We start from the raw sequence: 26863 nt of genomic DNA on the forward strand, positions 1-26863 counted from the left end.
AGATGAAGGGAGGGGTCATGGGATTGGCCCTGACCGAGCTTACGGTCTCGCATTTTCGATCTCACAAGCTGGCGCGGTTGTCTCTGGACGGCCGGCCGGTTGCCATTCACGGGCCGAACGGGGCCGGGAAGACCAATATTCTTGAAGCGGTGTCGCTGTTTTCGCCCGGTCGCGGGATGCGGCGGGCGAGCGCGGCCGAGATGACCCGGCGGCCCGAGGCGTTGGGTTGGAAACTGTCCGGGTTGCTGGACGCTCAGGGGCAGCGGTTTGAGATCGAAACCTGGTCCGAGGTCGGCGCGGCGCGACAGGTTCGAATTGATGGCAAGTCGGCGACCCAGATCGATCTGGGGAAACTTGCGCGGGTTGTCTGGCTGACCCCGTCCATGGACCGTCTGTGGATTGAAGGGGCTGAGGGACGCCGTCGGTTTTTGGACCGTATCGCGCTGAGTTTTGACCCGGCCCACGCTGAAACATCGCTGATTTATGAAAAAGCGATGCGCGAACGTAACCGTCTGCTGAAAGAGCAGATCAGGGATGCGCATTGGTACGCCGCGCTTGAAGGGCAGTTGGCCGAGACGGGGCACCGCATCCATACCGCGCGGTTGAGGTCGCTGGATCTTCTGCGGGCGGCGCAGGACCGGGCGGAAACAGTCTTTCCTTCTGCCGAACTGGAGTTGGTGCAAACCGAAGGCGCAATGCCCGAGACGGCGGAAGATTTGCGAGACGCGTTGAGCGAGAGCCGGTTCAGGGATCTGGCAGCGGGCCGAACCCTGGTGGGGCCGCATCGGTCCGACCTGTACGGTGTGTTCGCGGCCAAGGGCGTGCCGGCACGGGAGTGTTCCACTGGTGAGCAGAAAGCGCTCTTGGTGTCGCTGATCCTGTCCAATGCGCGGGCGCTGGCGGCGATGCTGGGCGCACCTCCGATCGTTCTGCTGGATGAGGTGGCCGCGCATCTGGATGCTGGGCGGCGCGCAGCGCTTTATGACGAGATTTGCGCGCTGGGCGCTCAGGCCTGGATGACGGGTACCGGGCCCGAACTGTTTGCGGAAATGGGCGACCGGGCCCAGACGCTGATCGTTACCGACAGCGATCAGGGCTCGGTCGTGACCGCTTAGGCCGGTTCACTGACTTTGCGTTCCCACAGAAAGCCGCGCATAACCTCGTCCACCGGGGTTTTGGCCATGTGGTTGACGTAGTTCGACATGGTTTTCTGGGCCAGACCAAGCACGACATCCAGAACCGCGCGGTGTGAATAGCCCGCGTCAAAGAACGCCTGAAGCTGGTCGTCGGTCGGGTTGCCGCGGGTTTCCATCACTTGCAGGGTGAAGGTGCGCAGTGCTTCGAGTTTGGCTGAAGGCAACGGAGTTTCGTTACGCAGGGCGTCCGATATCTCGTCCGAGATCTTCATCATCTTGGCGATCCCGGTGTGGGCGGGCACGCAGTAGTGGCATTCGTTTTCCACATTGATGGTCTGCCAGACGACGTTTTTCTCATCATTGTCGAAATCAGTTTGCAGGAACAGGCCGTGCAGAACCTGATAGCCTTCCAGATGCTGAGGGCTTTCGGCCATGACCTTATGCAGGCCGGGCAAGCGACCAAAAGCGGCCTGAGACTTTTGCAGCAGCGGTTTGGACGCTTCAGGCGCGGTTTCGAGGTCGTGAGACGGGAAATTGGCCATGTCGGAACTCCTGTTTCTGGCGCGATGGGTCGTATTTAGGGTTTCTTGAGTGAACGCCCAAGTATATACTTGAGTGAATGTTCAAAAATTGGTGATGCTGATGCCCCGCAAACCCGCATACGATCGTGACGTGTTGATCGCGAAGGCGAAGGATATCTTCTGGCGTCAGGGCTGGGCTGGTACATCGCTGAAGGATCTGGAGCGGGAACTGAAGCTGAAGCCTGGCAGTTTTTATGCGGCGTTCGGGTCGAAAGATGCGCTCTATGCGCTGACGCTGGAGAGTTATACGCAAGAAGGTGTGGCGCGCTTAAAGGCCCTGGCAGAGAGACTGGGTCCGAAGGAGGCGCTGAAAGCGCAGCCCCGATTGGTGATCGAAGCGGTCGAGACCCCGGCAAAGGCCTGCATGTTGGCAAAGACATATGCCGAGTTGAAGGCGAAGGATCATGACCTTGCGGATCAGGCGGCGCATCACATGGCGGAAATGAAAGGCTGTTTCGCTGATCTGTTTCGCAGGGCTCAGGATGCCAGTGAAATCGGGGCGGGACATGATCCGGATCGACTGGCGGCACGGTATCAGTCGGACATTCTCGGGCTGCGATTGTCGGCCGAGCGCAAGGATGTCGATGCGTTGGAAATTGCCGCGGATATCGCTTCTGATATCGATCGTTTGTGATCCCTGTTTCGGGCAGTAAAAAACGATCCGGAACAACACAAAATATTGGGGGATGACGTGACAATCCCTACCAGAAAACGTATAAGTTACCAAAATAATATAGGTACTGACTGAATGTCCGAAGACGCACAGGCCCCCCAAGAATACGGCGCAGATTCTATCAAGGTTCTCAAAGGCTTGGAGGCGGTTCGCAAACGCCCCGGCATGTATATTGGGGACACGGATGATGGCTCGGGTCTGCACCATATGGTGTATGAGGTTGTCGACAACGGGATTGACGAGGCTTTGGCGGGTCATGCCGACCATGTGACGGTGAAAATTCACGCCGATTCCAGTGTTTCGGTCAGCGACAATGGACGCGGTATTCCGGTGGACATCCACCCGGAAGAAGGCGTGTCGGCGGCCGAGGTCATCATGACCCAGCTGCACGCCGGTGGGAAATTCGACAGCAACTCGTACAAGGTTTCGGGCGGCCTGCACGGTGTGGGTGTTTCCGTGGTGAACGCGCTTTCGGATTGGCTGGAACTGCGCGTCTGGCGCAATGGCAAAGAGCACATCGCGCGATTTGAAGGTGGCGAAACCGTTGAGCACCTGAAGGTTGTCGGCGAATGCGGGGACCGGACAGGAACAGAGGTGCGGTTTCTGGCTTCGACCGACACATTCTCGAACCTTGAATACTCATTCGAGACATTGGAAAAACGCCTGCGCGAACTGGCTTTCCTGAATTCGGGCGTTCGGATCATCCTGATTGACGAGCGTCCGGCGGAACGGCTGGAAACCGAGCTGTTCTATGAAGGTGGGGTCAAGGAGTTCGTCAAGTACCTCGACCGGTCCAAAACCCCTGCCATGTCCGAGCCGATCTATATCAAGGGCGAGCGCGACGATATCGGTGTGGAAATCGCAATGTGGTGGAATGACAGCTATCACGAGTCTGTACTGCCCTTTACCAACAATATTCCTCAGCGCGATGGCGGTTCCCATGTGGCGGGTTTCCGTGGTGCCCTAACCCGGACGATCAACAACTACGCGCAGTCCAGCGGGATCGCGAAAAAGGAAAAGGTCAGCTTTACCGGTGATGACGCGCGCGAAGGTCTGACCTGTGTGCTGTCGGTCAAAGTGCCTGATCCGAAATTCTCGTCGCAAACCAAAGACAAGCTGGTCAGTTCCGAGGTTCGCCCAGCGGTCGAGGGTCTGATGAACGAAAAACTTGCCGAGTGGTTCGAAGAAAACCCGACCGAGGCCAAGGCGATCGTCGGCAAGATCATCGAAGCTGCACTGGCGCGCGAGGCCGCGCGCAAGGCGCGTGAACTGACCCGCCGCAAAACGGCAATGGATGTGAACTATCTGGCGGGGAAGCTGAAGGATTGTTCCGAAAAAGACCCGTCCAAAACCGAAGTCTTCCTTGTCGAGGGTGATTCAGCCGGAGGGTCGGCGCAAACGGGCCGTGACCGGCTGACACAAGCGGTTCTGCCTCTGCGCGGTAAGATCCTGAACGTGGAACGCGCGCGGTTTGACAGGATGTTGTCCTCGCAAGAGATCGGTAATCTTGTCATGGCTCTGGGCACGGGTATCGGCCGTGATGAGTTCAATATTGAAAAGTTGCGTTACCACAAGATTGTCATCATGACCGATGCGGATGTGGACGGTGCGCACATCCGGACTCTGCTGCTGACGTTCTTCTACCGGCAAATGCCTGAGCTGATCGAAGGTGGGTATCTTTATATTGCGCAGCCGCCGCTTTATAAGGTTTCGCGTGGAAAATCAGAGGTTTATCTGAAAGATCAGGCGGCTCTGGACGATTATCTGGTCAACCAGGGGATCGAGGGCGCCGTGCTGAAACTGGGTTCGGGTGAAGAGATCACCGGGCAGGACCTGGCCCGCGTGGTGGACGAAGCGCGCCAGTTGAAACGCGTTCTGGACGCCTTCCCGACGCACTACCCGCGCCACATCCTGGAACAGGCCGCCGTTGCAGGTGCCTTTGTGCCGGGTGCGGTGGACGCAGACCTGCAAGGGGTGGCTGACAAGGTTGCCGCCCGTCTGGACCTGATCGCGCTGGAGTATGAGCGTGGCTGGCAGGGCCGGATCACACAGGATCACGGAATTCGGCTGGCCCGCATTCTGCGTGGTGTCGAAGAGGTTCGCACCTTGGACGGCCCGATGTTGCGGTCGGGAGAAGCGCGCAAAACAGGCAACTTCACGCAAAGCCTGCAAGAGGTCTACAACACTTCGGCCACGTTGATCCGCCGTGATCGTAGCCAATTGATCCACGGTCCGCTGGACCTGTTGCGCGCCATTCTGGAAGAAGGGGAAAAGGGCCTGTCCTTGCAGCGCTACAAAGGTCTGGGAGAGATGAACCCCGGCCAGCTTTGGGAAACGACTTTGGACCCGGATGCACGCACGCTGCTGCAAGTGCGCGTTGACGATATGGTGGAAGCTGACGATCTGTTCACCAAGCTAATGGGTGATGTTGTCGAACCTCGTCGAGAATTTATCCAGAAAAACGCACTGAGCGTCGAGAATCTGGATTTCTGACGGTTTGTAGGTTTGCGCATAACACTTCGCGCACCCCATAAGTTTGCGTAGTTTGCCCATAGTTTTGCGCTGCGCGATTGTCTGCCCTAGCGGTGAATTCAATCAGTTTTTGGCGTAGTCGTTGCTGTTATGGTCCTTTGCGTTGCTCAATCCCGCAAAGGGCCTCCCTAAGGAACCTTGGGTTCCATGCGGCCTTTTTGCTTGGATTCTCGCGAAGGTCTGCGACGCGCAGAAAGCAGACTTCGCAAAGTCTCCGTTCAAAGTTTCGCCTGCCTAACCTGACCGGCCCGGAGCCGCCGTACGTTCAGGCGTATCAAGCTACCGCGCAGCTTCAGGAAAGCAGTCATTGAAGTGTCTGCTCAAGCTACCTACTGGTTTGCGCAAAATAACTGCAAACTTGTCAACGATTTGCCGGGGAGTTCTTGTCACAGCTAGTACTCTGATTCATTGCTGAGCACAGCGTGCAGGTCAAAAACGATTGTTCGGGGTTACGTCTGGTGAACAAGGATCGACGTGACCGTCTGCACCTGCCATAAACTGTTCATTCAATTTAGTGGCGAGTATTTTGCGAATGGGCATTGATAGGGCCGAGGTAAAGAAATTTCTTAGAAATTGGGCAAACACTGAATCGAAACCCCACTTTGCGGTTTTGGTCGAAGGGCGTTGGGGCTGCGGGAAAACTCATTTTGTATTGCAGTTGTTAGAAGATGAGTCGTTCACAGACCGCAAACCCATCTACCTTTCGGTGTTTGGTATCCCCGACGTCCAGTCATTGGAGACCAACCTCTTTTATGCAAGTGCCGGTTCTCTCACGAAAACACTACACAAGGGGGCGGGCCTTGCTGGATCTATCTTCAGCGGTGCACTTACACTTGGATCAGGAGGCATTTTTGGGAGTACAGCAAACCTGAACAAAATCGTTGATGCGGTGACTTCGCAACTGGAACAATCATCGACGAACATGGACGGAGCACTTTTGGTTCTGGATGATTTAGAACGCTGCCAAATCCCCATGTCGGAACTATTGGGCGTTGTGAATCGATTCGTAGAGCATGGTGATACTCGTGTAATTCTTTTAGCGAATACAGACGGTTTGAAAGATGATCACTTTATTGCATTTAGAGAAAAGATAGTCGGGCATTCATTTTTTTTGGAAAGCGACCCCGACAGCGCATTAGCGTCGTTCGTCGGGGAAATCGGACAGTCCGACGTTCGTGGGCTGCTTGAATATTATGAACAGGACATCCGTGAACTCTACAACAAGTCTGGTTTCCACAACCTTCGAGCTTTGCGTCAGTTCGTTTGGCAGTTGGCTACTGTACTTGAGCGTATGAACGAAGACTATCGTAAGAACGACGAGTTAGTTCGGAATCTTATCGTTCAGTTCTTTATCTTCTTCATAGAGTTCAAACTCGATCTCGCTGATGAATCAGCGTCTCTAACACCCTTGGATTTGTTGGGGCAATATGACGAGGGCAAAGATGAAGTTCGCCATGTCTATGAGTTCTCATTTGATAAAGACAAAGAGCCAACCCCCAAAAAACGTATCTTCAACAAATACGAGCAGCATAACGGAATAAGAACCGTCTGTTGATTTCCGCTGAGAAGTGACCCGGTATTTTCACCGAGATTTGACCCACCTGAGAACGGCGGTGAGAAAGTCGACCACGGTAGCGGCGGGATGACCCTGCTGCGGGCGGCGTTAAAGTCGTCCATCTTTGCCCTTCTTTTCGTAACGGAGGGGGGGCGGGAGGGTCTTTTCCGTGGATTTGTATCGTAAAGTGCGTCTGGCCTGTGCCGAGGGCATGAGCCAGCGAGAAGCGGCCCGGCATTTCGGGATATCTCGTGACAGCGTTCGCAAGATTTTGGCGTTTTCGGTCCCGCCCGGCTACCGGCGGTCAGCACCGATCCGGCGGCCCAAGCTGGATGGGTTCACCGGGATCATCGATCAATGGCTGTCAGAAGATCGGCAGCGACCGCGCAAACAGCGGCATACGGCCAAGCGGATCTTCGAACGCCTGCGCGATGAGCATGGCTTCGAGGGTGGTTACACCATCATCAAGGATTATGTTCGGGAACACGGTCGACGGCATCGCGAGATGTTCGTGCCGCTTAACCATGCACCCGGCCATGCTCAGGCCGACTTCGGCGAAGCGATTGTTGTGATCGGTGGCATTGAACAGAAGGCCCACTTCTTTGCCTTGGATCTGCCGCACAGCGACGCCTGCTACGTCCGGACCTATCCGGCGGCGACCGCAGAGGCCTGGATGGATGGCCACGTCCATGCCTTTGGGTTTTTCGGGGCGGCTCCGCAGTCGATCCTGTACGACAACGACCGGTGCCTTGTGGCGAAGATCGAGCCCGACGGAACTCGCAGACGCGCGCGGCTGTTCAGCGAGATGCTGTCCCACTACGTGATCCGGGACCGCTACGGGCGTCCCGGCAAGGGCAACGACAAGGGGTCCGTCGAAGGGCTGGTTGGCTATTCCCGGCGCAACTTCATGGTGCCGGTCCCGAGTTTTCCGACTTGGGATGCCTTCAACAACTGGCTCGAAGAGCAGTGCCGTAAGCGCCAAAACGACAAGCTGCGCGGGCACAATGAGACGATTGGAGAGCGACTTCAACGCGATCTGGAGATCACGGCGCCGCTTCCCGCCCGGTCTTTCGAAGCCTGTGACCAGGCAACGGGTCGGGTCAGTTCGCTCGCGTTGGTACGTTACAAGACCAATGATTATTCCGTACCGGTTGCCTTTGGACACCGCGATGTCTGGATCCGCGCCTATGTCGACCGACTGGTGATCGGATGTGGCGGCGAGGTCATCGTGCGGCATGTTCGCAGCTACAACCGCGAGGACATGGTCTTCGATCCGGTTCATTACCTGCCGCTGATTGAGAAGAAGATAAACGCTTTCGAACAGGCAGCTCCGCTGGCCGGATGGGAGCTTCCCAAGGCGTTTGATACTCTTCAGAAGCTAATGGAGGCACGCATGCTGAAAGCCGGACGGCGCGAATACGTGCAGGTCCTACGGCTGCTCGAAAGCTTCGAGATGGAGGAGGTTCATGCTGCCGTGAAGACGGCTCTCCAGATGGGTGCGATCAGTTTTGATGCCGTGAAGCATCTGGTGCTGTGTCGGGTGGAGCGGCGGCCGCCGAGGCTCGATCTGGATGTCTACCCGTTCCTGCCGCGGGCCAAGGTGGCGACGACATCTCCGGCCAGCTACATGTGCCTGACAACAGGTGCCTCGACATGACGGAGACACCACAGATCCTGCTGAACCACCAACTCAAGAAGCTGAAGCTGCCGACCATCCTGCGGGAATACGACAAACAGGCTCGGCTGTGTGCCTCCGAGGGCCGCGACCATGTCCAGTTCCTGGCCCGTCTGATCGAGCTCGAGCTCATCGACCGGGAGCGGCGGATGATCGAACGCCGGATCAAGGCCGCGAAATTCCCGGCGACCAAGAGCCTTGATAGCTTCGATTTTGCCGCGATCCCTTCTTTGAACAAGATGCAGGTCCTGGAGTTGGCGCGTGGTGAATGGATCGACCGCGGAGAGAACGTCATCGCTCTCGGCCCCAGCGGCACCGGTAAGACCCACGTGGCGCTCGGCCTCGGTCTGGCCGCCTGCCAGAAAGGCCTGGCGGTTCGCTTTACTACTGCCGCGGCCATCGTGCACGAGTTGATGGAAGCCCGCGACGAGCGCCAGCTCCTGCGCCTTCAAAAGCAACTCGTGAAGCAGAAGCTCCTGATCATCGACGAGTTGGGCTTCGTGCCCCTCAGCAAAACCGGCGCCGAACTGTTGTTCGAACTGATCTCTCAGCGATACGAGCGCGGCTCGATCCTGATCACCTCGAACCTGCCCTTCGATGAATGGACCGAAACATTCGGATCGGAGCGCCTCACTGGTGCCTTGCTCGACCGGCTGACCCACCACGTCAGCATTCTGGAGATGAACGGAGAAAGCTATCGCCTGGCACAGAGCAGGGCCCGGCAGAACTCCTAAGGCACAGAAGAGATTGGTCCTGACGGACCAAGACGCCTTGGCAACCACCAGCTATTTGGGAGCGCGTTTGCCAAGGCGCCGGTCACCCAAACAGTGGACGACTTTTGCTCCGCCCAATGGCAGACTTTCTCACCGCCGTTGACAATTATAAGAGTAACTTACGAAGAAGTCTCGGAGCCCAATCAAATTGCGCAAAGCCTTCTTGATCGAAAAACCGACATGGCTTTATTACCCGCTCTGCTCTTCCCAGGAATAGGAGAGGATCCAAGTTTAAACATTTCAACCCTGGCGTCTCAACCCGGTCTCACACGTTCTCCAGAAGAAACATTTTTACTTGAGGACTCAGTTTTCGGTGATGCTGTGGCAATGGAGTTGGGAGCAAAAGGTTTCGTTTTCTTGTCATTCTGGAACACAATCAATAGATCTTTGTGGTCGCCAAAAAGGTTCGGCGAAGGTGGGCTGAGCACATTGGAGGGTGCAAAAGTCCGAACATTCAGCGAGAGGTCAGAACAAACGCTTTTGCAGCTTTCCGTTGAGCCGATCTTTGGTCCTGGCGGATCAGTTTTTGATGAACTTCGAGCGGGAAACATTGACGCTGCGGAATTGGCCTTCAACGCTGAGTTTTCGGAGCAGTTTCAGAGCGCATTTCGCGGTGGAAGTGTAGTTGCGAACACTGACCAAAGAAGTGGGTTTCTACTTGCCAATCTGGAGTTTTGGCTCAGCATCACAGAGGCTGAGCGGCAGGCCATCGACGAGGCTGTTGAAGAGTCGAAGACTTCGGCTAGAGAGGTTGTACAATCCGAATTCGAGACAGCTCGCGAGTTTGCTCTAAGCCAAGACATCCAGTTTCTTTCCGTTGAAGAACGCAGCAGAGAAGATGATCAAATTGTCTTGGCCGCAGTTTCTGCCTGGAACGAATTTTACGATGCAGAAGACGACTTCGTCGAAAACAAACTCGCTCAAGTTTGGGAAGCTGGGCAACTGCCACGGCAAGAATTGGATGCGCCGACTAACCAAGCCGTTGGTCGGGTTTTTTTTGTCACTAATCGCAATGAAGAAGCGCACTCTGATATTCGAAAGCGATTTGGAATTAGTCAACTTTCCGACGTGCAGTTGAAGTGCGGTGAGTTTGACTATGACCGTAGTCACCAACGCAGATTTGGTGAACCATACAGCGGTCCTGTGAACGTTATAGATGCCAATATTCTTGAAGGTACAGAAGCATGCGCCCAGATGTTTGCCGAGGTCGCTAGAAACTCCGATGAACAGGAGATCACTCTGTTTATCCACGGCTACAATACTTCTTTCAAAGAAGGGCTAGAGCGCGCAATCTCAATGGCTTTGGATCTAGAAATAGAAGATCCCGTAGTGTTGTGGAGTTGGCCTTCTGAGGGAACCAAGAGTGGATACATTCGAGATCTGAGGGCGACAGACTTCAACAACGCATTCACCCGAGGATTTGTGCGGAGCTTAGCGCGTCAGGGGATGGACTACGAGATGTCATTGATTGCCCACAGCATGGGTGGGACAGTGGGGCTGAAATTCTTGGAAGAATCAGCAAATAACAACTTTGAAATAACAAATTCCGTTTTTGTTGCGCCGGATGTTCCTCAAGCACAGTTTGGCAGCGAACTCAGAGAATACGTAAGTAATGGTGAATTGGTTAGTCTTTATTGCAATAGCTTTGATCGCCCTTTGAATGCATCCCGGTTGGTAAGCCGTGGCCTTCTCCCAGCTGGCCTAGCTGGAGAACATCTTTTTGTAATGAGTGGCCTTGATACTATAGACGTTTCAAGCCTCGACAACGAGTGGATTGGCAACAATCACACTCACGTTTTTGACATTGAAGAAGTCGCGCAAGACGCCAAAGTGCTACTACGTGAAAGGTCTAACGCATCAGAACGTAGTTTACCCAGCAACACGTTACGGGGATTAACTTACTACTATCTTCAATAGCCGCGCTTGGAAATCAAATATGAGAGAACGCGGCGTAGTTTACCTTATGATCAGTTATCTCAAATGCGCTACATAAATACTTGGATGAACGAGTTAGGACTCTGCTTCGCAGATTTGGATTTTTTGCTAAAAGCTATTGTGTGCTTTGGATTTGTTTTACTTGGTATAGTCAGAGCGAAAAGGACACCTTCACCTCGTTGCCGAAACAAGAGCTTGTTGAGGGGCTTCGGTTTGTCGGTTGCAGTCGTTATATTTCTGCCAGCAGTGCCATTGATCTCCTATTTTTATAGGCCAGACATCCTTGATAGGGAGTTAATGTGGATTGCTGTATTGGTTGGATGGCTAGTATTTTTTTTGATTGGAAAAATGCTCTACTGCGTCGTATTATCATTCTCTGGAGCAATAAAGCGTGAATATTGACATATTTGGTCGCTTGTTCGCCATGTGGTTCCTCCGTTCTCTTAACCAAAACGGCGGACGACTTCAGAGGGGGAGGATTAGGACCAAAGCTCGAGAATATGCAGTTATTGGTGAATTTCACCCAGGTGCAATTTCCAAAGGCACTGAGCCTCTCCAACTGAACTGGTCCACCATTACGCTTAGGAAACGGAGGACCACGAACGGCCGACAATTGTCACCTGGAAGAAAACTCTCGCCATCTAATCCTAAAACCATCAGCAGAGGGCCCTCCATCAGGTATACTGATCCGCGTTCCCTCTATTTGCTTGTAGTCAGATTTGGCTTGTTCGCTGACTCGTACACAAAATGACTCCGGTTCTATCGCCAAGTGCCCCGCATCGAACAATTTGTGCAAATCAGCTCTTAAGAGGATCCCGTTTTCTAGATTATCAGCGCCTTGCATACAAAAGGGTTCAACATGTGCAGCTTCCAAAGCCCACGGTGTCGATACGCCTGTAACAACGCACTTATAGCCGAAAGCTTCCAGCAATAGCTGTCGGAAAGCTGACTGTGAAGGACGCGCCAGAATCTGGTAATACGATAGTTTTTGCGCATCTTCTTCTATCTGTGTTCTTTTAGCGCCTAGTCCCTTAACCTCGACGTACCCAAGTCGTTTGAGTGGTGCTGCCGCTTCGTTGACGTTCATGTCATTCGACTGCCTGGTAGTGTTTCCTGCAAGTTGCGCAACGAGAAAACCGAACGCTTTTGTGGGGTAGCGGTTTCCATCAATAACGACATAGCGATATTGTGGCTGTTCTCTACCGGTGCGTTCATATAGCCAAGCAAACCCATTCTTTTGAATTAGGCGGGCAGCCTCTTGGACATGAGTGTTGTCAATCAAATGCCGGCCATCGCGAAGGTTCATAGATTTTTCTCCGATTGAGGCTTTAGAAATTCCTATACGTTCCGGTAGCGACCTCTACAAAAAAACATGCCGCGGTAGATCCGAAGCCCTTGGTGGAACAGTACTGCGCCGAAGAGCTGCTTCGAAGATAGGTACGTAGACAAATTGAGATCATCATGAACGGTGACATGGTAGGCAGAATATCGCCCAGAATTCTTCTTGTGTTGAGGGCCTGATATGAGGCAGGTTGATGGGCGGGAAAGAGTTCGACATCGGCGAACTAAACGGGGTTCTGTCAATTCCGGGTGTTGCCAGGCAACATTATTTGGCGCACCGAGATATACTTTCAAATTTACCTTTGGTGCTCAAACAGCATTAGTTCGACACACCGCACCTTTGATGGGACATATCCGTGCTCACCTTCGATACGACGCGCAACCGCGTCGATCCAGCTATGGCCTTTAGCAATTTCGGTATGCACAAAGTCGAAATACTGCAAATAAGACTGCTTCCGGTTGATCTGGTACTGCCAATTGCATTCAAAGTTTTTTGCTACCTTACTGTCCCAGATGGGAAATATTTCGGGGTTTAAGAAGTGCAGGAACTTGCTTGTACCAACCCATGACCCATTGATGGGGGCTGGGTCATCGACGACTTCCAGAAAGGCATTGGCAGATTGAATCTCATCCAGTGCTTTGATCGTTTCTACTGGCTTAGGCAAATTGAACCGATCTGGGTGGCACTTATCCAAAATTGTCGGCATCCAACCATAGGCTGCACAAGCGAAGCCGCGGACGCCATCACCATTCGGATCGTCGTCGATCTTTGATGCTAGCTTTATTAGAGCTCGGTGCGACGAATAATACTGGATTGACTTCAACTTTCCAACAGCTGTTGCATCCGTCAGTCCACCAAGAAAGACGCGGGCGCTTTCCGGATGCCATTTTGGTTTACTCATTCGTTTACCTGCACCTTATGCGTTCACCGAACAAAGTCCCTCGGTCCCATGGCTGCTTGCGCTGCCTTGTTTGAGCTTCGCAACGGCTTGTTCAACACTGAAGTAAAGTCGCCGCAAAGATATTAAAAATCAAACGCTTCTACCATGTTGACTGCGAAAATCTAGGTTTTAAAAAGCGCTCATATTTGCGTAGGCTGGGTCACATCCGCCGGGAAACAACACAAGCGAAGCATTGAAAACATGTTTATTCCCACACCAGACATTTTGATTGAGATACTGAAAATAGACGCAACGCAATATTTCGCGCCCGGTAAGCGGATCGATAGTGAAAATGGAGCCGATAAGCGCTTTATCAATCGCCAGCAAAAAGCCTTTCGTGAAAAGTTTCAAGGCGGAAAGCTAACGGAGGAATTTTGCAACAAACAGATGCTAAAATTTGTCAAACGATTTGACGAAATGGCACGTCCGCTTCTGGAGGTGCGTGACAAGGCACGTGCAACTGGCAATTGGCGACACCTGACAATGATCGCAAATGGGCTGGCATCAGGCGACATCGCCGGTGGGTTGATCCGGCATAGAGTGAACTGGAAGACTCTAATCGAATTCAGAAAATTTGAAATTATTTCATGGTCTTTGCGAACAGACCTATTCAAAAGAGTGGGCATAGACTGGAATTTCTCTCGGCGCAAAACTCACCCAATCTTTGAATCCAGAACCTTCAAAGCCTTCAGCACACCATCCGCAATAGAGGCTTGGAGAACAGCACCATACGCATCACTTCACCCGTGCGAGTTCATATCTCTTGGGTACTTTATTCAGAAAACCACGCGGCAATCACATCTGCTGACAAACATTTCCATGCAGAAAACGCCCGCTCAAGTCAAAACGGTTTTTATCGATGAATACCTTCTGAGAAACAGTCAGTGGGGTGACAAATCAGAGATGTGGGGCGCAACTCCGGTAGATCGCATCAAAACCTTTACCGAAAGAGACACCACCCCCTTCATCGATACGTTTGTTCAATACATCATGCTCATTGATAACCGAGATCACCCGAAAATCAGCAATATGGAAGACGAATACCGTGAAGCAGTAAATCGCTGTGTTCGGTCAAACCTCTTTCTGATAGCGGTTTTCTGCTGCCTATCCATCAGAATGAGACAGGACTGGGGGATCTGGAGTGAAATCGCAGATATCCATCAGTTCAGCTATGATGACATGCTTCGGGATTTTCGCGATTTTCAGGAAAGGGAGGCACAAGCGCGCCTCCCTTTTGCATGACGCAAACGTAATCACGCAGATCAGAACCGTGCCAAAGATTAGCTTTCACGCGAGCGACGAAACGCTTCGTTGTTTGGGTTCAGTTGATTGGAGCGATTGTCCAAGTCCTGTTGCGGTGGTTCGTACCGGGCGCTATTTCCCTGGTACGTATGGTTGTTCGGGTTCAACTGATTTGCCCGGTTGTCCAAATCTGCTTGTGTCGGAGTGTATCCCTTTTTGAAGCCAGTCATGGGGCCCTCACTTCTTGCCGCCGCCACTTTGCCCGTTGTCTGAACGTCCTCCACCAGAAGGTTTCCCTGTAGTCGAGGGCCAGCCACCAGCATTACCTTGACCTTTGCCTTTTGCCATTTCGTATCCTTTCTTGTTCAGCGTTTCTCGAAGGCGCCGCATTGATGCCTTCATGGATCAATTCATAAACCTGTCTCGCTAGTACCGGCAAAAGGCATGCGGGGACAAAAGGCGACGCTCGAAACTTGCTGAAATGGATCATCATTCCCACCTGTACCGGTTTCTTTTGCGTTCCTCGCTCAAGACTGAGTTACATTCCTTGCACACCCGGCTTCGGACATAGGTCCGCTGCGGCTGCCCTATGAATTTGCACAGGCGACTTTTACTTTTGGCTCGATCCAAGATCCTAGGCGATTACTCTGGCCGAAAAAGTCTGTCAGTACGGATTGTATATGGGACCGCTTTATTGACCCACATTGCGATGGAAGGGTCCCCGCTTTGTTCCTTTGCGCCGTAGAGGATATCCAAGTGTTTTCTAGCGAATCCTGTGTTCTTATTGTCTTTCAACAAAGGGAAGATCATATATCACGCAAATTTAAGCCCTCTGGGTTGGTTTCACGGCAGCTAATCGTCGACAAACAAAGGCGCGACAAAGATTCACCCGAAATCCAACTAGTTACGCCGAGATAGGTACTCCCCCTGTATATGCCGTTGACTAAACCGCCCCAACTTGGAGACAGACCTTGACAGTTTCGACATATGATCTGGAAGAATTCATCGGCAAGCGGAACAGCCTCACCTTCTGGAAGGAGTTCACGTTTGATCAACTCAAGCTGCCCGTCCCTAGTGGGGAAGCAGAACTTGCTGACAATATCGTTTGGTTTGGAAGCACCGCCTTCATCATCCAGATGAAGGAGCGCACAATGGAAACCTCAGACCCGGTTGTTGAACAGAAGTGGTTCAAAAGCAAGGTCATGAAGGCCGCCGTCAAACAGATTAAGGACTCCCTTCGCCTTTTGAATGAGCGTGGCTCCATTTCGGTGGCCAATATCCGCAACCAGCGCCGTGACATTCGCATAGATGACCTCGCGGATCTCCACAAAATCATCATTTACAAGCCCGGCGCCGCCCTGCCACGAGAATGCCTATTGACGAAATTCAGGGATAGCGATGCGGCCGGAGCAATTCATGTCTTCGACCAAGATAGTTACAGCAAGGTTCTGGAAACCCTCATTTCACCGGAAGAGGTGCGCAAATATATGGATTTTCGCTTAGGTCTTCACGCCCTTGATCTCATCACACCGGATCTGGTCGAGGAAGACCTTCTCGCTGCCTACATCATGGCTCAGCCAGAGCCGGATTCAAGCTTCCGATCCTATCTAGATCACTTGGTCAGAGATCAGGATAGCGCCAGCCTATCGCAAACACTCAACCAGCTCGCGGATAATATTCAACGCACTTCTGAGCATGACATCGACTATGCAAGGATCTTGGTCGAGTTTGCCAAACTCCCCAATTCGATCATCAAGGAGATTAAGGCCCGCATGGACAGATGCCTACAGGCATCGAAAGACAAGGAGGTTCACCTTCCTTATCGGGTACTCGTTCCTGAGACAAAAACACTTTTTGTGATCACTGCTCTCCATCCTGACATCGGTGTGGGAGAAGATGAAATGAGTAGGCGGGGAGGCTTCTTCAACACGCTGACGCAATTGGGAAAGTTTTATGCGAAAGCAGAGACTGCGGTCGGAGTACAGATGGCCTACTCGGACGGGCTGCTGACAATTGACTGGTGCCTGGTGGTTGAAGGGGATGAGTTTGAGGAGTTGCCGCCAGATATTACTGAGGAAAATCTGTTCCGGCCGATGCGGACTCAGAATCCATCCAGCTTTACTTTCACATCAAAATAGGGGCTGCTTTCTGCTCATCACGGTTCTCTAATCGCGGTATTTTCAAGGGTTTTGGATTTGATGTCCACCGTGATCAACTTACCAGATGGCATTGACGAAAGCCGCACTTTCCTGGCTATCGTCGTGTCGCACCCCGGCGGTGGGGTGAAGGAACGAACCACAAGCACCTAGTCTAATAGTGATACTGCGGGCACCGTCCTTCAAGACATCTACGGCAGAAACATTGGATTTCCGGAAACTGCCGGAAATTCGCACCGTTTTTACGTGGGCGATGACCAGGTTCTCGAATACAGCATGAGCCGTCGGCCTACTAGGTAACTTTACTGGTGACTGAGAGTATTTTGAATTGGGGGCCTGGCGGCATACCAGGCCCTCTCTAATCAAGTCTTGGCGCTAGAGACTTCGAAGTAGGTATTCACCACACGCAACAGATGCTCAAAGTCACCCTGGACAGCGTCCTCGAGGAAGGCCCGAATTCTGGCTTGCTCGGCTCCGGCGCTTTCGGCTGCGGACTGGCAGCGTGCCAGCACTTCAAAGGCGTTGGCGTTTGTCCTGGGCAGGTCGATGGTTGCAAGTTTTTTCAAGTCAAATCCTCAATTAGAATACCGGGCAACCATTGCAGGTCGAAATTAATCTCACGTATAAGAATTGCGGATTTTCCCCCGATCCACAGACTGATTGGGATTTAACATAAGTCGCGATTATTGGGCGGTTGCAGTCTCGTCAGCCAACCAACGGTTGCATCCGAACATCGGTCAGTCGTGAACATTCCTTCAGCGGCAGCCGTGAGCACCAAGTTCAAGGTGCTTCTCCGCACACTTGGGTCTACAATGCGGAGATTGTGTTGAAAACTGATTTCCAAAAGTGCGATGACCCGCTGCCCGAGCGCTTTCAGTCCCGACACTCACACCGGATTTGGTTTCATCTTGGCCAGTTTGCGTAGGTTCTGGACGGTTGCGGCCATGAGGAACTCATCTTTTGCGCCATTTGGCCCTCTGAGGCGAAGGCGGTCGAGACCGATTATGCGTTTTAGGTGTGCGAACAACATCAACAACACAATGGCTGCCATCTCCACCTGTCACCGTTTTGAATGTTGGAGGTTTTCCCCGTTCGAGCCGATGGCCATTTTGTGGCCGCAATTTCCTGAAAGAGGGATCACGTTAAATATCAAGGAGAGACAATGAAATCGTATTTTCCGTAGCAGCCCTTTTGCTGATTTTGCCGGGAGCGGCGTTTGCATTTGAAGCAAGTGACTATATAGATTTGGGTTCTTGTTCTCCGTCGATACAAAGCTTCGAACAGTGCGCCAATGATGAGAGAGCATCCTGTGTTGACGCCGCTGCGGGCAATGCTCCGTACTATCGTAGTTGTGAGCACGAGTTTTTCCGTCAGGCGGATCAGCTTCTGAATGACTATTATAGCGTGGCCATCATCAAGGCAAAGGCTGTAGAGCGCGGCTTCGAAGGGACTGCTTATAGCGGACAGGAGGAGTTGCTGAGACAATCCCAGCGGGCCTGGTTGCCGGTTCGGGATAAGACTTGCGAACTGGCTGTTTCTTTTGGCGCCCTCATGTCCGGTGCAGGTGCCACGGTATCGCGTTGTATGGCTCGATTGACTTTGCAGCGTATTGCCGACTTGGAGGAAGAGATCGGCGTCTACCTGAGGTAAGCATCTAAGAGATGTCTTTTGGTGGCTTATTAGATGAAAACAGGACGATATAGAGTCGAGCAAAGAATGATTACGCCGAAGCGGTTTTTGTTATCCCTATTGTGCGCTGTAAGCGTGTTAGCTCCTGGGGCACAGGCCCAAACCCACTGGAGGGCGCAGGATCATGAGGCCTATGGCCCGATGTTGACCGTTGTGGTCGAGGGTGAGATTACTCAAGAGGACGTGCAGACACTTTCGAATGCCGTACGATCTGGAACAAGCGCGTCCTTGCGTCTTGCTGTTCTGTCGTCAGACGGAGGGGACCTTCGCGCAGCGATGCAGATGGGGCGCATGCTCCGTACCCACGGATTCGATGCAGTGATCCCGAGTGGTCATAACTGTTTGAGTGCCTGTGTGTTCCTGCTTGCCGCTGCTGTGCACAAGAATGTGGAAGGCGGCGTCGGCATCCACCGACCCTATTTCGTGTCGGGATCTCCTGAAAATGTTGGTGAAGAGATCCGAAAGCTTAAGGGGGTGTCGGCGGATTTCCTCAGCGAAATGAACATCCCGGAGAGGTTGGCGGAGGATATGTTTAGCGTCGATCCCGGAAAAGTCAGAATGTTGACTACGCGAGAACTTGAGGATTACCGCTTGAGCTCAAAAGACTTCGTCTCTCAGGAAACTGATACTCATAACATGATGCGGGATCTGGGTATGTCGCGACAGGAATACGAAACTTTCCGTTCCGATCTCGATTATTCGTGCCGCGTGTTTGTCGGTCGACCTCATCAAATGAACGCATGCGTCGGTGAAGTCGCTCGTCGTTATGGTATCCCGTGGAAAACTTCTCAATGAATAGATTGATGCTTGGTTTGGTGTTTGTTGCAAGCACTGTTTGCGGTCACGTCTCTGCTCAGGAGTGGGTTTATCTTGGAGGCCGCCCTGCCGGGGAGATGGATACCAGCTCCATTATGGAAAAGGGCGGACTTTTTCATCTCAACGTTCGCATTATTGCGGATCAGCCACAGGGCAGAATGTTTCTGAACCAAGCTCTTGCTTTGGATTGTAGCGAAGGATGGGCGTGGATATCCGACGGATGGATAACTTCTAGCTTTTCGTCAAAGGTTGTCCCGATGCCGAACTTGCCAGAACATCAGCGCATGATCCATCTTCCCGCGCCAAATGAAGCATACAACAACATGTATCATTACGTATGTAGAACAAAAGGATAAGGTGAAGCACTGTCAGCAAGATCTGCCTGAAATAAATGCGATCCTTGTCTGCCTCACAAAACAATGAGATGCCCAGCATATCAGCTGCATGCAACGGAACCTATTAATTGGTGCTAATACAAGAGCGGGTCAAATAATGCTTGAAGCCGTATTGCCGCTGCTTGTTCTCTTGTTTTTTATACTGATGGTTTGGTTGATCTTCAGTGTCGTCGGGGATATGGCGAGAGCACGTGGTCACAGTCCTTGGCCTTGGTGGATCATCTCCGTTTTTTGGTCTCCATTTGGATCCATGTTCATCCTCTGGCTGTTCTTCCCTTTACTGGAAAGATACGACGAGTAAACGCTGACCCAAGCGTTTCCATCCGAGACTGACCGGGGTCGAAAGAAGGTGCTTGATTTGATCTGCCATCGCTCGCTACCTAGCATCCAGTTGTGTTTGTTGATCTTTTTTATCTAAGAAAGAAAGTTTTTTGAGGCGTCAAATGACAGAACGCGGCAGGCTAAAAGTAACATTGAGCATTGTTTTGGTGGTGGTATCCGCCATCGGCTACTGGGCATTTCAAAACCAGAGAGAAACTAAACGACTTGCCGAGCAACTGCTTGCTCACGCCGAAACGCGTCGTTTGGCCGAACGTCAAGCTGAGCGCGAAGCACTTGAAACCTGGCTAGCCGAAATGACGGAAGAGGATTTTCAGGAAGTCGGCAAAAAATGTGTCGAAGCCGTTACCAGTGAACTGGAAGACAGAGATACGTTTGGCTGGGACTTCGTAGACTGGGATCCCTATGACTTCTCGTCTATCAAAACCTCAGTCTACATGGGTTTGAGACTAACAGCCTTCGGGTCGGAAACCTCTGGCCTTGCACTGACAGAGGGCCAGATTCCTATATTGATCCGAAACAGACAATCAGGTGGGACTTCGGATGCGTTTAGATTTATTGTTTCCGAGCGAAGAGATAGTTACAGCGGGCTAAAGCAGGTTCTGTCTCACTATGTCTGCCGTATCAGTGGTCCTGAAAACATACGTGTTTATCAATCGGATCAAATTGTCTTGTGAATTGGCAGAAATAGGAGTTGGAGAGGGTGGACGTTACCACAGAGACACACGGAAGCTTGGTTTGTGTGATAGAAGCCAATGAGGCCGAAAACCAATACACGGGCACGCTGAAGTACAATGCTATTGAGATCGGCCGGATTTCCTACCCGGAAATAGCTGCGGTCCGTTCACAGTTTCAGGCAATTGCTTCTTTGGTCGATGAAGGCGCGCAAGTTCGTCACGGGATCATAGTGTGTGGCTACAATAACGATGACCTGCGCGGCGACGTGCTTCTCCTTGATGGAGAAGTTCTTGGCTCTTGGTTCATGGATGACGAAGAATGGTGTCACTTCACTGAGAGCGGTAGCGAAGTCGTGACGTGCCAGGCTCCGTCAGCTTGGCTGATGCATGACACCATAGCCGAGTGGCATGCGGCTAACTTGGATCAGGAAACGTAGGCTTGACCAAGTCAAAAGATAAGAAACATCAGATTTCAGATGAGCTTGCTCTGATCATGCTGCGGCATGACTTCGATCTGAAAGGATTGACAGATTTTTTATCTGAAAATCATCAGCCTGTTATTGCTGCATGGACAAAGAAACTGAGGCATCGTGACTACCTCGCGCACCGCAAAGTTGTGCGACGGGAAGTTCTTCGGCTTAGGTGGGAGGGTGTTCCGCACAAGAAGATTTGCGAAATCCTAGATGTGCCGCTTTCTCGGATAACGGAGATCAAAGCTGAAGAAATGGACAAGATCTGGAAAGCTTACACGCGCAATCCAGAAAGTGTGCATGATCTGGCTGAAGAATATCAGCTAACAGCAAACGATATATTTGCCATCTATCAGGATAGGCAGGAGCGCTGGGAGGCCCGCCAAGCAGAAGACTGGGAACGCCAACAAGAGCGCTGGGAAGAAGAAGATGAACTCTATAACGGTTAGCTCATAGTGACGAGCAAGGGCATTGGTACTGCCAACCGATAAGACTGACCGAGACAGCGAAACCCAAAACAGAGATTTGAAGTATTCAGTTTGTAGGATTTGTGTGATCGGTAGAGATGGCCTTGGAGCCTGGTGGCCGTGAGGGGCTTACCAGACCAGAAATAAGTGCTATCAGGGCTGCGAAAAACTGAGCAAAGCACATGCAGTCAAGTATCAATACACAAGCTACAGGCGCAAAGCGCATTCCGCTTGACTATTTCCTGGGCCTGAAATCAGGAGACAAAGCTTACTTTTTCTTGGGAAATTCCAACCACACTGAAATTGAGTGGACGCATGACCATGTGCAATATGACCTTGTCTTTGGAGCAGCTCAGATTGTCGGAGGTCCAGCTTTGCCCTGCCATTCGTTTATTCTGAATCGGGGCATGGTCGCAAACGAAGACACAGGCCTCTCTGCGAGCCAAGATCTCGATTTCAGCACTCAGCAAACCGATTTCATGTTTGAACTTGGTCTTCCTGATATCACGGGGTCAGTCTATTTTTCTAAGCCACTTCCATCGTAACTCCCTAAGAGGTGGGCCCCCAATGGGAGGAGTCCATTCCGGAAGACATCTTTCAAAAACGAGGAAAAAGACCTGATCAACAAATTGACCGATGACCTGCTGAACATGGGTTTTGAGAAGGGAAGAATGTTCTATGGCTTTGATGAACACATCCTCAGCAACTGGGAAACTGCTTGGGAGAAGCAGGGATGTGTATTCAGTCTCCAAATTCTCAAAGAAAAGAAGGGATTGTTTAAATCACCAAATTTCAGAGTATTGGTAGAGGATAAATCCCATCGGCCGTTGCCATATTGGGGCACCACTCTAGTCAACAAGAATTGTAGCTCCATTGCGTCTGCAATAGACGCCATCAGGCAGGGTGTAGACCTAGTCTGGGCACGCGCGCAAAACCACCAACCGTCGGGCACAAAGTTGTGAGACAGAACGTGCCACCGACAACCTCGAGCCCAACGATATGTTCTCTGAAATAAGATGACTGAGTAGATGGAAACATTTGTCCCGACGCCAGATGAACTGGAGCGCGTTTTTGTCAACAACACGGATTTGAAGCGTATTGACGCCTATCTAAAACGATTCAATCCAATAAAAATAATGAGAATGGAAGAGATGGAGATCCGCCATTCTGCTATTCTTGCATGGCTTCTAAACCCACATGAATCCCACGGGCTTGGAGACCGGTTCCTGCGAGAATTTCTTTCAGAGGCCATGCGCGGCCAAAGCAATCTGGGAAGCCCAACAGCGCTCGACATATCTCAAGCAGATTTACGTGACACGGAAGTTCGCAGAGAGTGGCAGAACATTGATATCTTCGTATTACTGCCAAGCCTAAATTGGGCCTTTATTATTGAGAATAAGTATCGCAGTAGCCAACACGAAGGTCAGCTGTCAAAGTACTCAAGCCGCGTGAAGTCCATCTTCGAAGCCGAAGAAATGAACTTGAAGGTTAGGGGAATTTTTTTGACCTTGCTGGATGAAGATCCAGAAGACGAACACTATGCACCCATCCAGTATGATGCGATTTGCGAGATACTGCCGAGGATATTAGCTGATCCAACGATCTCCGTAAAAAACGACGTCCAGCAGTTTATTAACCACTACATCGAGGTGATTATGGAAGCGACAGGTATGAGTGACGAACTTCATGAGATGGAGAACCTGGCGCGTCAGCTATACCGGAACCACAAGAAGGTACTGGACTTTGTGTTTGAGTACGGAGCGAGTACAGATTTCGTCATGGCACTGGAGGCCGTGTTTCGTGGGGGACTCGAATTCGGTAAGAATTCCAAAATTGGGCAGCAGGAGCTCATGTTCAACTGGCACAATAATACTCAGGCCAGTTTTCTTCCTAAGAACTGGGTAGAGGGGTTGGGCGGTGATGATTCAGAATGGCCTGGTTGCGAAAAATGGTGGGCAGGATACCCGTTGATTTGTTGGCTGCAATTATTTGATGGGGATGAAGGTACAACGGGACAACTGCGGTTGTTCGCAGAGGTTGGACCGGTTGCTGACCACGACCTTCGCAGTTCATTAATTGCGCGAATTCAGGAAGCCGCCGAAAAAGATGGCCACAAAAAAGTTTCCTTCCAGAAAGGGGCGGCCCAAGAAGGCAAGAAGTTCTCAAAGTTCTTGAAGGCAAACAACATAGAAATCAAAGATATCCATGACGCTGACGAAATCGAAAGAGCAATGCGGGCACTGATTGAACGGTTTCAGCCAGTCTTTGAATCCGTTGGAAAAATCTTGCCTGAATTCAAGAGTTTTGGGGTCCTCGATGCAGATTGATGTATTCAAACACCAAGGTCTGAATTTCTGAAGGTGAAAGTCGCATGGTCAAGCCTGGCATGAAACGTGGACTGCTTCGTCTTTGGATAGTTTCGAGCGTAGTATGGATTGTATTCTCCTTTGCGGTGCAAACTAAAGATTTTGCACGCTCTGCCGCGTTGTCCTTTGGAAACATTGAAGTCGTCCAGTCTGAGCTAGAAAACCGAGGGGATATCGACACAATACTGATACAAGAAAGGCAGTATCAGATAAACAACCCGTCATTTTCGCCGAACGAAATGAGTAAGATGATTACCTATCTCGAAGGCAATGGCGTTTGGGTTGGGACCTGGACAAGCGCTATGATCGTAGACAGGTGGTTGAGTGCAGTTGCCCTAGAAGTTTTCGGTCAGGCGGTGGGGTCGTTCTTGATCAAAGCTCTCGCTCCACCAGTGTTACTGTTTGCGTTGGGTTGGGCTCTTCTCTGGATTCTTAGAGGATTTAGGCACGAAGCCTAAGATCGACGGGTTCAGACACGCATTTGAGTCTTAGGGGCAGTGAGAACCCTTCTTTGCGGGCTCGTCTGTCAACCTAATGTAGGCAAATGCCATTGCTTTTGTGGACAAGCAATCGATATCCATGGGCGTTGATCCGCGAGTTATCGTTGCCGCATCTGGTACAGCGCCAGAGGAAATCCATTGGTTTCGAAGATCGGAACTGATCGATTTCGGTCTCGATACATCAGCAGAGTGGTCAGATCCTTGGAGGTTGGAGCCGTACAAGGCTGGTGTCATTCTTACCACTGAGTTTCACGAAAGTGTTCGGCGCTCAATAAGTGTGTCTGTGTTTTGCAGGTCTGAAGATCGCTTATGGCGATTGCTTTAAACAGAGTCCTTGCCGCCGCATGCAGCTACCATTGATCCTTCTGATTTTTTCGGCTTTTCAAGTCAATATCCTAGTGCTCCTGAACTAAGCTTGGGTAGTAATAACTATGCCATCGGCTTCGAAGATATTGAGTTTCAAAGGGTTATAGAAGACAGGATATTGCTGTCTCTCAACTTGCTCAACACATTGGACAGTTCAGCCGGCGAAGTTCTTTCATTTGACCCTGACTTTGCCCGTGTGTTCGGAACCCTTCTTCGAGCAAGGGTCGAGCTTCCAGATGGCAAATGGCTTAAGGCAGCACAATCCAACTGCATCTAGGTCATGTTGACAAATGGCGAAACCAAAGTCGGATGGACGTTATATCGATGAATCCCAGGAAGCTTTCTGCGGTCTTGTCGTAGCGGGTTGCGACACGCCGAGCGTTCTTGAGCTTGTTGAAGCAGCGCTCGACCCGATTTCGCAGACGATAAAGTGAGCGGTCGACGCCAACGCGCATCTTTCTGGTTTTCCGCATGGGAATCTGGGTCATCACATCTCAATCATTCATCTTTTTGCGTATTTTGTCAGCATCATAGCCGCGATCTGCTAATAACACGCGCGGCTGAGGCAGGTTGTCTGCCATGACCAAATCGAAACCACGATAGTCAGATGTCTGGACCGGTGTGATCTCGGTCCTCATAGGCAAGCCGTGTGCGTTTACGAGAAGGTGGATCTTGGTCGTGAAGCCACCTCTCGAACGGCCAAAACCCTGTCGCGGAGTCCCCCTTTTGCACCCGCTGCCTGATGATGGGCGCGGATTACGGTGCTATCGATCATTTGCAGGGCGTCTGGCACTGATCCACTTCGGTTCAAGGCGTCCATAATCTCTTCCCATAACCCCGCCAGTGTCCAGCGCCGAAACTGTCGGTAGACGCTGAACCACTTGCCGAACTCTTCCGGCAGGTCGCGCCACGGAGCCCCTGTCCTGGAAATCCAGAAAATCCCATCAAGAACAAGGCGGTGGTTGATAGGCTTGCGTCCATTCGGGGCGCGGACAGCCAGGATGAACCGCTCAAAGAACGCCCATTCCTCGTCCGACATCAGGTCTCGTGCCAAGCTGGTCTCCGTCGTAGATACCAGCTTGAATCATGCCCGCCGACAGATGTGAATCCCTTTTGTCAACATGACCTAGGGTGTAGTCTAATGCGCGAGAAGCATCTGTCGCTCTTTGAAAAGGCGGGATGTGCCATCAACAACAAATCTGTTTTTGCAGGCTTCCATGTGTTGGGAACTTTTATATAACTGATCTACAAATTTAAGGAGAAAGAATGAACAAGAAATCAATCAGTGGATTGTTCTTTGTAGTTACAACCTTTCTGGCTCTGCCTGCCTTGGCGTATACTTCTTCGGATGGCGTAGATTACACCGCTAAGGTAAATGAACACGGTGCTGTTCTGGAAGGTAAAAATGGTGATCTGCTCTATCTCGGCAAAAGCTGCGATGCCTTCAGCCCAACGATGGGCAAAGGATCATGGAGTTGGGCAAATGGTGGATTTTGTGTCAATCTACCTTCCCAAAGACTATGTTTCGCCAGACAGGATACCCCAGTAGATTTGGATAGCCCTAGCGACTGCTTGATGTAACCAAGGCGAAAAAGACCTTGTTACGAGCAGAGGGCAGACAAACCTAAGGCTAGAAGAAAAAGATTGAGCTCTTGCAAACTGTTCCGCATTCGTAACAAGCGAAAAGCTGTTGATTTCAAGAGCTTTACTTGCAGCGGTGCCATCTGAACCAGTTCCCTTTACGTAAACAGAAAAATTGCTGTGCTGACGCGTGATCGCCATAATCACGCCTTCATTTTTGGCTCTACGCTCGAAGTATCAATTTGAAAGGTAAAATGCATGTCCGACACATCTTCTCTTGAGAGAGTCGAGCGTTTGAGAAAGGAAGCCGTGGCGCGTGGAGCGGAGGCTGAGGTTCTGGCTGAAACATTTGATGAATCAACCGGACTAAGCTGGCTTTGGGCATTTCTGTTCGGACCAATCTACTTTGCGGTTCACGGTTTCTGGGGCCGTGCCTTACTGGTCTTCGCCCTGAACTTCATCATCATTGGTTTCATTATAGCGCCATTTCTTGCCTACCCTGCGTGGAAAGAACGTGCACAGAAGAAAGCTGAGAAGCTGATTACTTTAGACTCTCTTCGTAGAACTTAAGGTGCTGATTTTTATTATGAAAGGCACAACATTTTTTTACGTATGCGCGATTGCTACAGCCAGTACAGTTTCTGTCGCACACGCTGG

General features: G+C 51.4%; 26 protein-coding genes and 2 pseudogenes. 22 read left to right on the forward strand and 6 right to left on the reverse strand.

The window, feature by feature from the left end:
- Window positions 1-17: 17 nt before the first annotated feature.
- Complete coding sequence (gene recF, locus ACR3FC_RS10720; protein ID WP_480476884.1) at window positions 18-1115, forward strand: DNA replication/repair protein RecF; 1098 nt, start codon at window positions 18-20, stop codon at window positions 1113-1115.
- On the opposite strand, the gene ACR3FC_RS10725 is transcribed toward recF, so the two are convergent.
- Window positions 1112-1678, reverse strand: a complete 567-nt coding sequence (locus ACR3FC_RS10725; protein WP_480474812.1) for a carboxymuconolactone decarboxylase family protein — start codon at window positions 1676-1678, stop codon at window positions 1112-1114. The genes recF and ACR3FC_RS10725 overlap by 4 nt on opposite strands.
- A gap of 100 nt (window positions 1679-1778) precedes the next feature.
- Between ACR3FC_RS10725 and ACR3FC_RS10730 the strand changes: the two genes are divergently transcribed.
- From ACR3FC_RS10730 to ACR3FC_RS10755, 6 genes are all read left to right on the forward strand, one after another.
- Window positions 1779-2351 carry a TetR/AcrR family transcriptional regulator gene (locus ACR3FC_RS10730; protein WP_480474813.1) on the forward strand — a complete coding sequence of 191 codons (573 nt, stop codon included), beginning with the start codon at window positions 1779-1781 and terminating at the stop codon, window positions 2349-2351.
- A 114-nt stretch (window positions 2352-2465) separates the two neighbouring features.
- The gene (gene gyrB, locus ACR3FC_RS10735) at window positions 2466-4883 is read left to right on the forward strand and encodes a DNA topoisomerase (ATP-hydrolyzing) subunit B (protein ID WP_480474814.1); all 2418 of its coding nucleotides are present in this window, start codon (window positions 2466-2468) and stop codon (window positions 4881-4883) included.
- Between the two features lie 553 nt (window positions 4884-5436).
- Entirely contained in the window at window positions 5437-6477 is a 1041-nt protein-coding gene (locus tag ACR3FC_RS10740; RefSeq protein WP_480474815.1) for a P-loop NTPase fold protein, read from the forward strand.
- A 169-nt stretch (window positions 6478-6646) separates the two neighbouring features.
- Window positions 6647-8134 (forward strand): IS21 family transposase, encoded by a 1488-nt coding sequence (gene istA, locus ACR3FC_RS10745; protein ID WP_480474816.1) that lies wholly within the window; start codon window positions 6647-6649, stop codon window positions 8132-8134.
- Window positions 8131-8886, forward strand: coding sequence for an IS21-like element helper ATPase IstB (gene istB, locus ACR3FC_RS10750; protein ID WP_170434935.1), 756 nt, complete (start codon window positions 8131-8133; stop codon window positions 8884-8886). The genes istA and istB overlap by 4 nt, the downstream gene beginning before the upstream one ends.
- 93 nt (window positions 8887-8979) lie before the next feature.
- Window positions 8980-10842, forward strand: a complete 1863-nt coding sequence (locus tag ACR3FC_RS10755) for an alpha/beta hydrolase (RefSeq protein ID WP_480474817.1) — start codon at window positions 8980-8982, stop codon at window positions 10840-10842.
- Between the two features lie 634 nt (window positions 10843-11476).
- Here the strand turns inward: ACR3FC_RS10755 and ACR3FC_RS10760 are convergent.
- Together ACR3FC_RS10760 and ACR3FC_RS10765 are read right to left on the reverse strand one after the other, a co-directional pair.
- Window positions 11477-12166: an HNH endonuclease gene (locus tag ACR3FC_RS10760; RefSeq protein ID WP_480474818.1), complete on the reverse strand. Its 690-nt coding sequence runs from the start codon at window positions 12164-12166 to the stop codon at window positions 11477-11479.
- Between the two features lie 331 nt (window positions 12167-12497).
- Window positions 12498-13103 (reverse strand): hypothetical protein, encoded by a 606-nt coding sequence (locus ACR3FC_RS10765; protein WP_480474819.1) that lies wholly within the window; start codon window positions 13101-13103, stop codon window positions 12498-12500.
- Window positions 13104-13343: 240 nt separating this feature from the next.
- On the opposite strand from ACR3FC_RS10765, the gene ACR3FC_RS10770 reads away from it, so the two are divergent.
- Together ACR3FC_RS10770 and ACR3FC_RS10775 are read left to right on the forward strand one after the other, a co-directional pair.
- Window positions 13344-14384: a hypothetical protein gene (locus ACR3FC_RS10770; protein ID WP_480474820.1), complete on the forward strand. Its 1041-nt coding sequence runs from the start codon at window positions 13344-13346 to the stop codon at window positions 14382-14384.
- A 971-nt stretch (window positions 14385-15355) separates the two neighbouring features.
- Complete coding sequence (locus ACR3FC_RS10775) at window positions 15356-16522, forward strand: hypothetical protein (protein WP_480474821.1); 1167 nt, start codon at window positions 15356-15358, stop codon at window positions 16520-16522.
- A gap of 380 nt (window positions 16523-16902) precedes the next feature.
- Here ACR3FC_RS10775 and ACR3FC_RS10780 read toward each other — a convergent pair whose 3' ends face one another.
- Both ACR3FC_RS10780 and ACR3FC_RS10785 read right to left on the reverse strand, forming a co-directional pair.
- Window positions 16903-17106 carry a hypothetical protein gene (locus tag ACR3FC_RS10780; RefSeq protein ID WP_480474822.1) on the reverse strand — a complete coding sequence of 68 codons (204 nt, stop codon included), beginning with the start codon at window positions 17104-17106 and terminating at the stop codon, window positions 16903-16905.
- Window positions 17107-17426: 320 nt separating this feature from the next.
- Window positions 17427-17570, reverse strand: a pseudogene (locus ACR3FC_RS10785) (transposase); the annotation flags it as partial.
- A gap of 161 nt (window positions 17571-17731) precedes the next feature.
- On the opposite strand from ACR3FC_RS10785, the gene ACR3FC_RS10790 reads away from it, so the two are divergent.
- The 11 genes from ACR3FC_RS10790 to ACR3FC_RS10840 all read left to right on the forward strand — a co-directional run bounded on the left by ACR3FC_RS10790 (window position 17732) and on the right by ACR3FC_RS10840 (window position 24902).
- Window positions 17732-18190: a lysozyme inhibitor LprI family protein gene (locus tag ACR3FC_RS10790; RefSeq protein WP_480474823.1), complete on the forward strand. Its 459-nt coding sequence runs from the start codon at window positions 17732-17734 to the stop codon at window positions 18188-18190.
- Between the two features lie 66 nt (window positions 18191-18256).
- The gene (locus tag ACR3FC_RS10795; protein WP_480474824.1) at window positions 18257-19024 is read left to right on the forward strand and encodes a COG3904 family protein; all 768 of its coding nucleotides are present in this window, start codon (window positions 18257-18259) and stop codon (window positions 19022-19024) included.
- Window positions 19021-19401, forward strand: a complete 381-nt coding sequence (locus tag ACR3FC_RS10800; RefSeq protein WP_480474825.1) for a hypothetical protein — start codon at window positions 19021-19023, stop codon at window positions 19399-19401. Before ACR3FC_RS10795 ends, ACR3FC_RS10800 begins: the two co-directional genes overlap by 4 nt.
- A gap of 482 nt (window positions 19402-19883) precedes the next feature.
- Window positions 19884-20456: a hypothetical protein gene (locus ACR3FC_RS10805; RefSeq protein WP_480474826.1), complete on the forward strand. Its 573-nt coding sequence runs from the start codon at window positions 19884-19886 to the stop codon at window positions 20454-20456.
- Window positions 20457-20482: 26 nt separating this feature from the next.
- On the forward strand, window positions 20483-20893 hold the full coding sequence (locus tag ACR3FC_RS10810; protein WP_480474827.1) for a hypothetical protein: 411 nt from the start codon (window positions 20483-20485) through the stop codon (window positions 20891-20893).
- 2 nt (window positions 20894-20895) lie between these two features.
- The gene (locus ACR3FC_RS10815; RefSeq protein WP_480474828.1) at window positions 20896-21375 is read left to right on the forward strand and encodes a hypothetical protein; all 480 of its coding nucleotides are present in this window, start codon (window positions 20896-20898) and stop codon (window positions 21373-21375) included.
- 200 nt (window positions 21376-21575) lie between these two features.
- Window positions 21576-21938, forward strand: a complete 363-nt coding sequence (locus ACR3FC_RS10820) for a hypothetical protein (protein ID WP_480474829.1) — start codon at window positions 21576-21578, stop codon at window positions 21936-21938.
- Between the two features lie 84 nt (window positions 21939-22022).
- The gene (locus tag ACR3FC_RS10825) at window positions 22023-22355 is read left to right on the forward strand and encodes a hypothetical protein (RefSeq protein ID WP_480474830.1); all 333 of its coding nucleotides are present in this window, start codon (window positions 22023-22025) and stop codon (window positions 22353-22355) included.
- 66 nt (window positions 22356-22421) lie between these two features.
- Window positions 22422-23720 (forward strand): PDDEXK-like family protein, encoded by a 1299-nt coding sequence (locus tag ACR3FC_RS10830; protein WP_480474831.1) that lies wholly within the window; start codon window positions 22422-22424, stop codon window positions 23718-23720.
- Between the two features lie 59 nt (window positions 23721-23779).
- Entirely contained in the window at window positions 23780-24217 is a 438-nt protein-coding gene (locus ACR3FC_RS10835; RefSeq protein ID WP_480474832.1) for a hypothetical protein, read from the forward strand.
- Window positions 24218-24593: 376 nt separating this feature from the next.
- The gene (locus ACR3FC_RS10840; protein ID WP_480474833.1) at window positions 24594-24902 is read left to right on the forward strand and encodes a hypothetical protein; all 309 of its coding nucleotides are present in this window, start codon (window positions 24594-24596) and stop codon (window positions 24900-24902) included.
- A gap of 1 nt (window position 24903) precedes the next feature.
- Here the strand turns inward: ACR3FC_RS10840 and ACR3FC_RS10845 are convergent.
- Window positions 24904-25664, reverse strand: a pseudogene (locus tag ACR3FC_RS10845) (IS5 family transposase).
- Window positions 25665-25891: 227 nt separating this feature from the next.
- Here ACR3FC_RS10845 and ACR3FC_RS10850 point away from each other — a divergent pair.
- Together ACR3FC_RS10850 and ACR3FC_RS10855 are read left to right on the forward strand one after the other, a co-directional pair.
- Window positions 25892-26206 carry a hypothetical protein gene (locus tag ACR3FC_RS10850; protein WP_480474834.1) on the forward strand — a complete coding sequence of 105 codons (315 nt, stop codon included), beginning with the start codon at window positions 25892-25894 and terminating at the stop codon, window positions 26204-26206.
- A 258-nt stretch (window positions 26207-26464) separates the two neighbouring features.
- Complete coding sequence (locus ACR3FC_RS10855; protein WP_480474835.1) at window positions 26465-26776, forward strand: DUF2628 domain-containing protein; 312 nt, start codon at window positions 26465-26467, stop codon at window positions 26774-26776.
- Window positions 26777-26863: the final 87 nt, after the last annotated feature.

The organism is Ruegeria sp. AF3 (assembly GCF_056536285.1).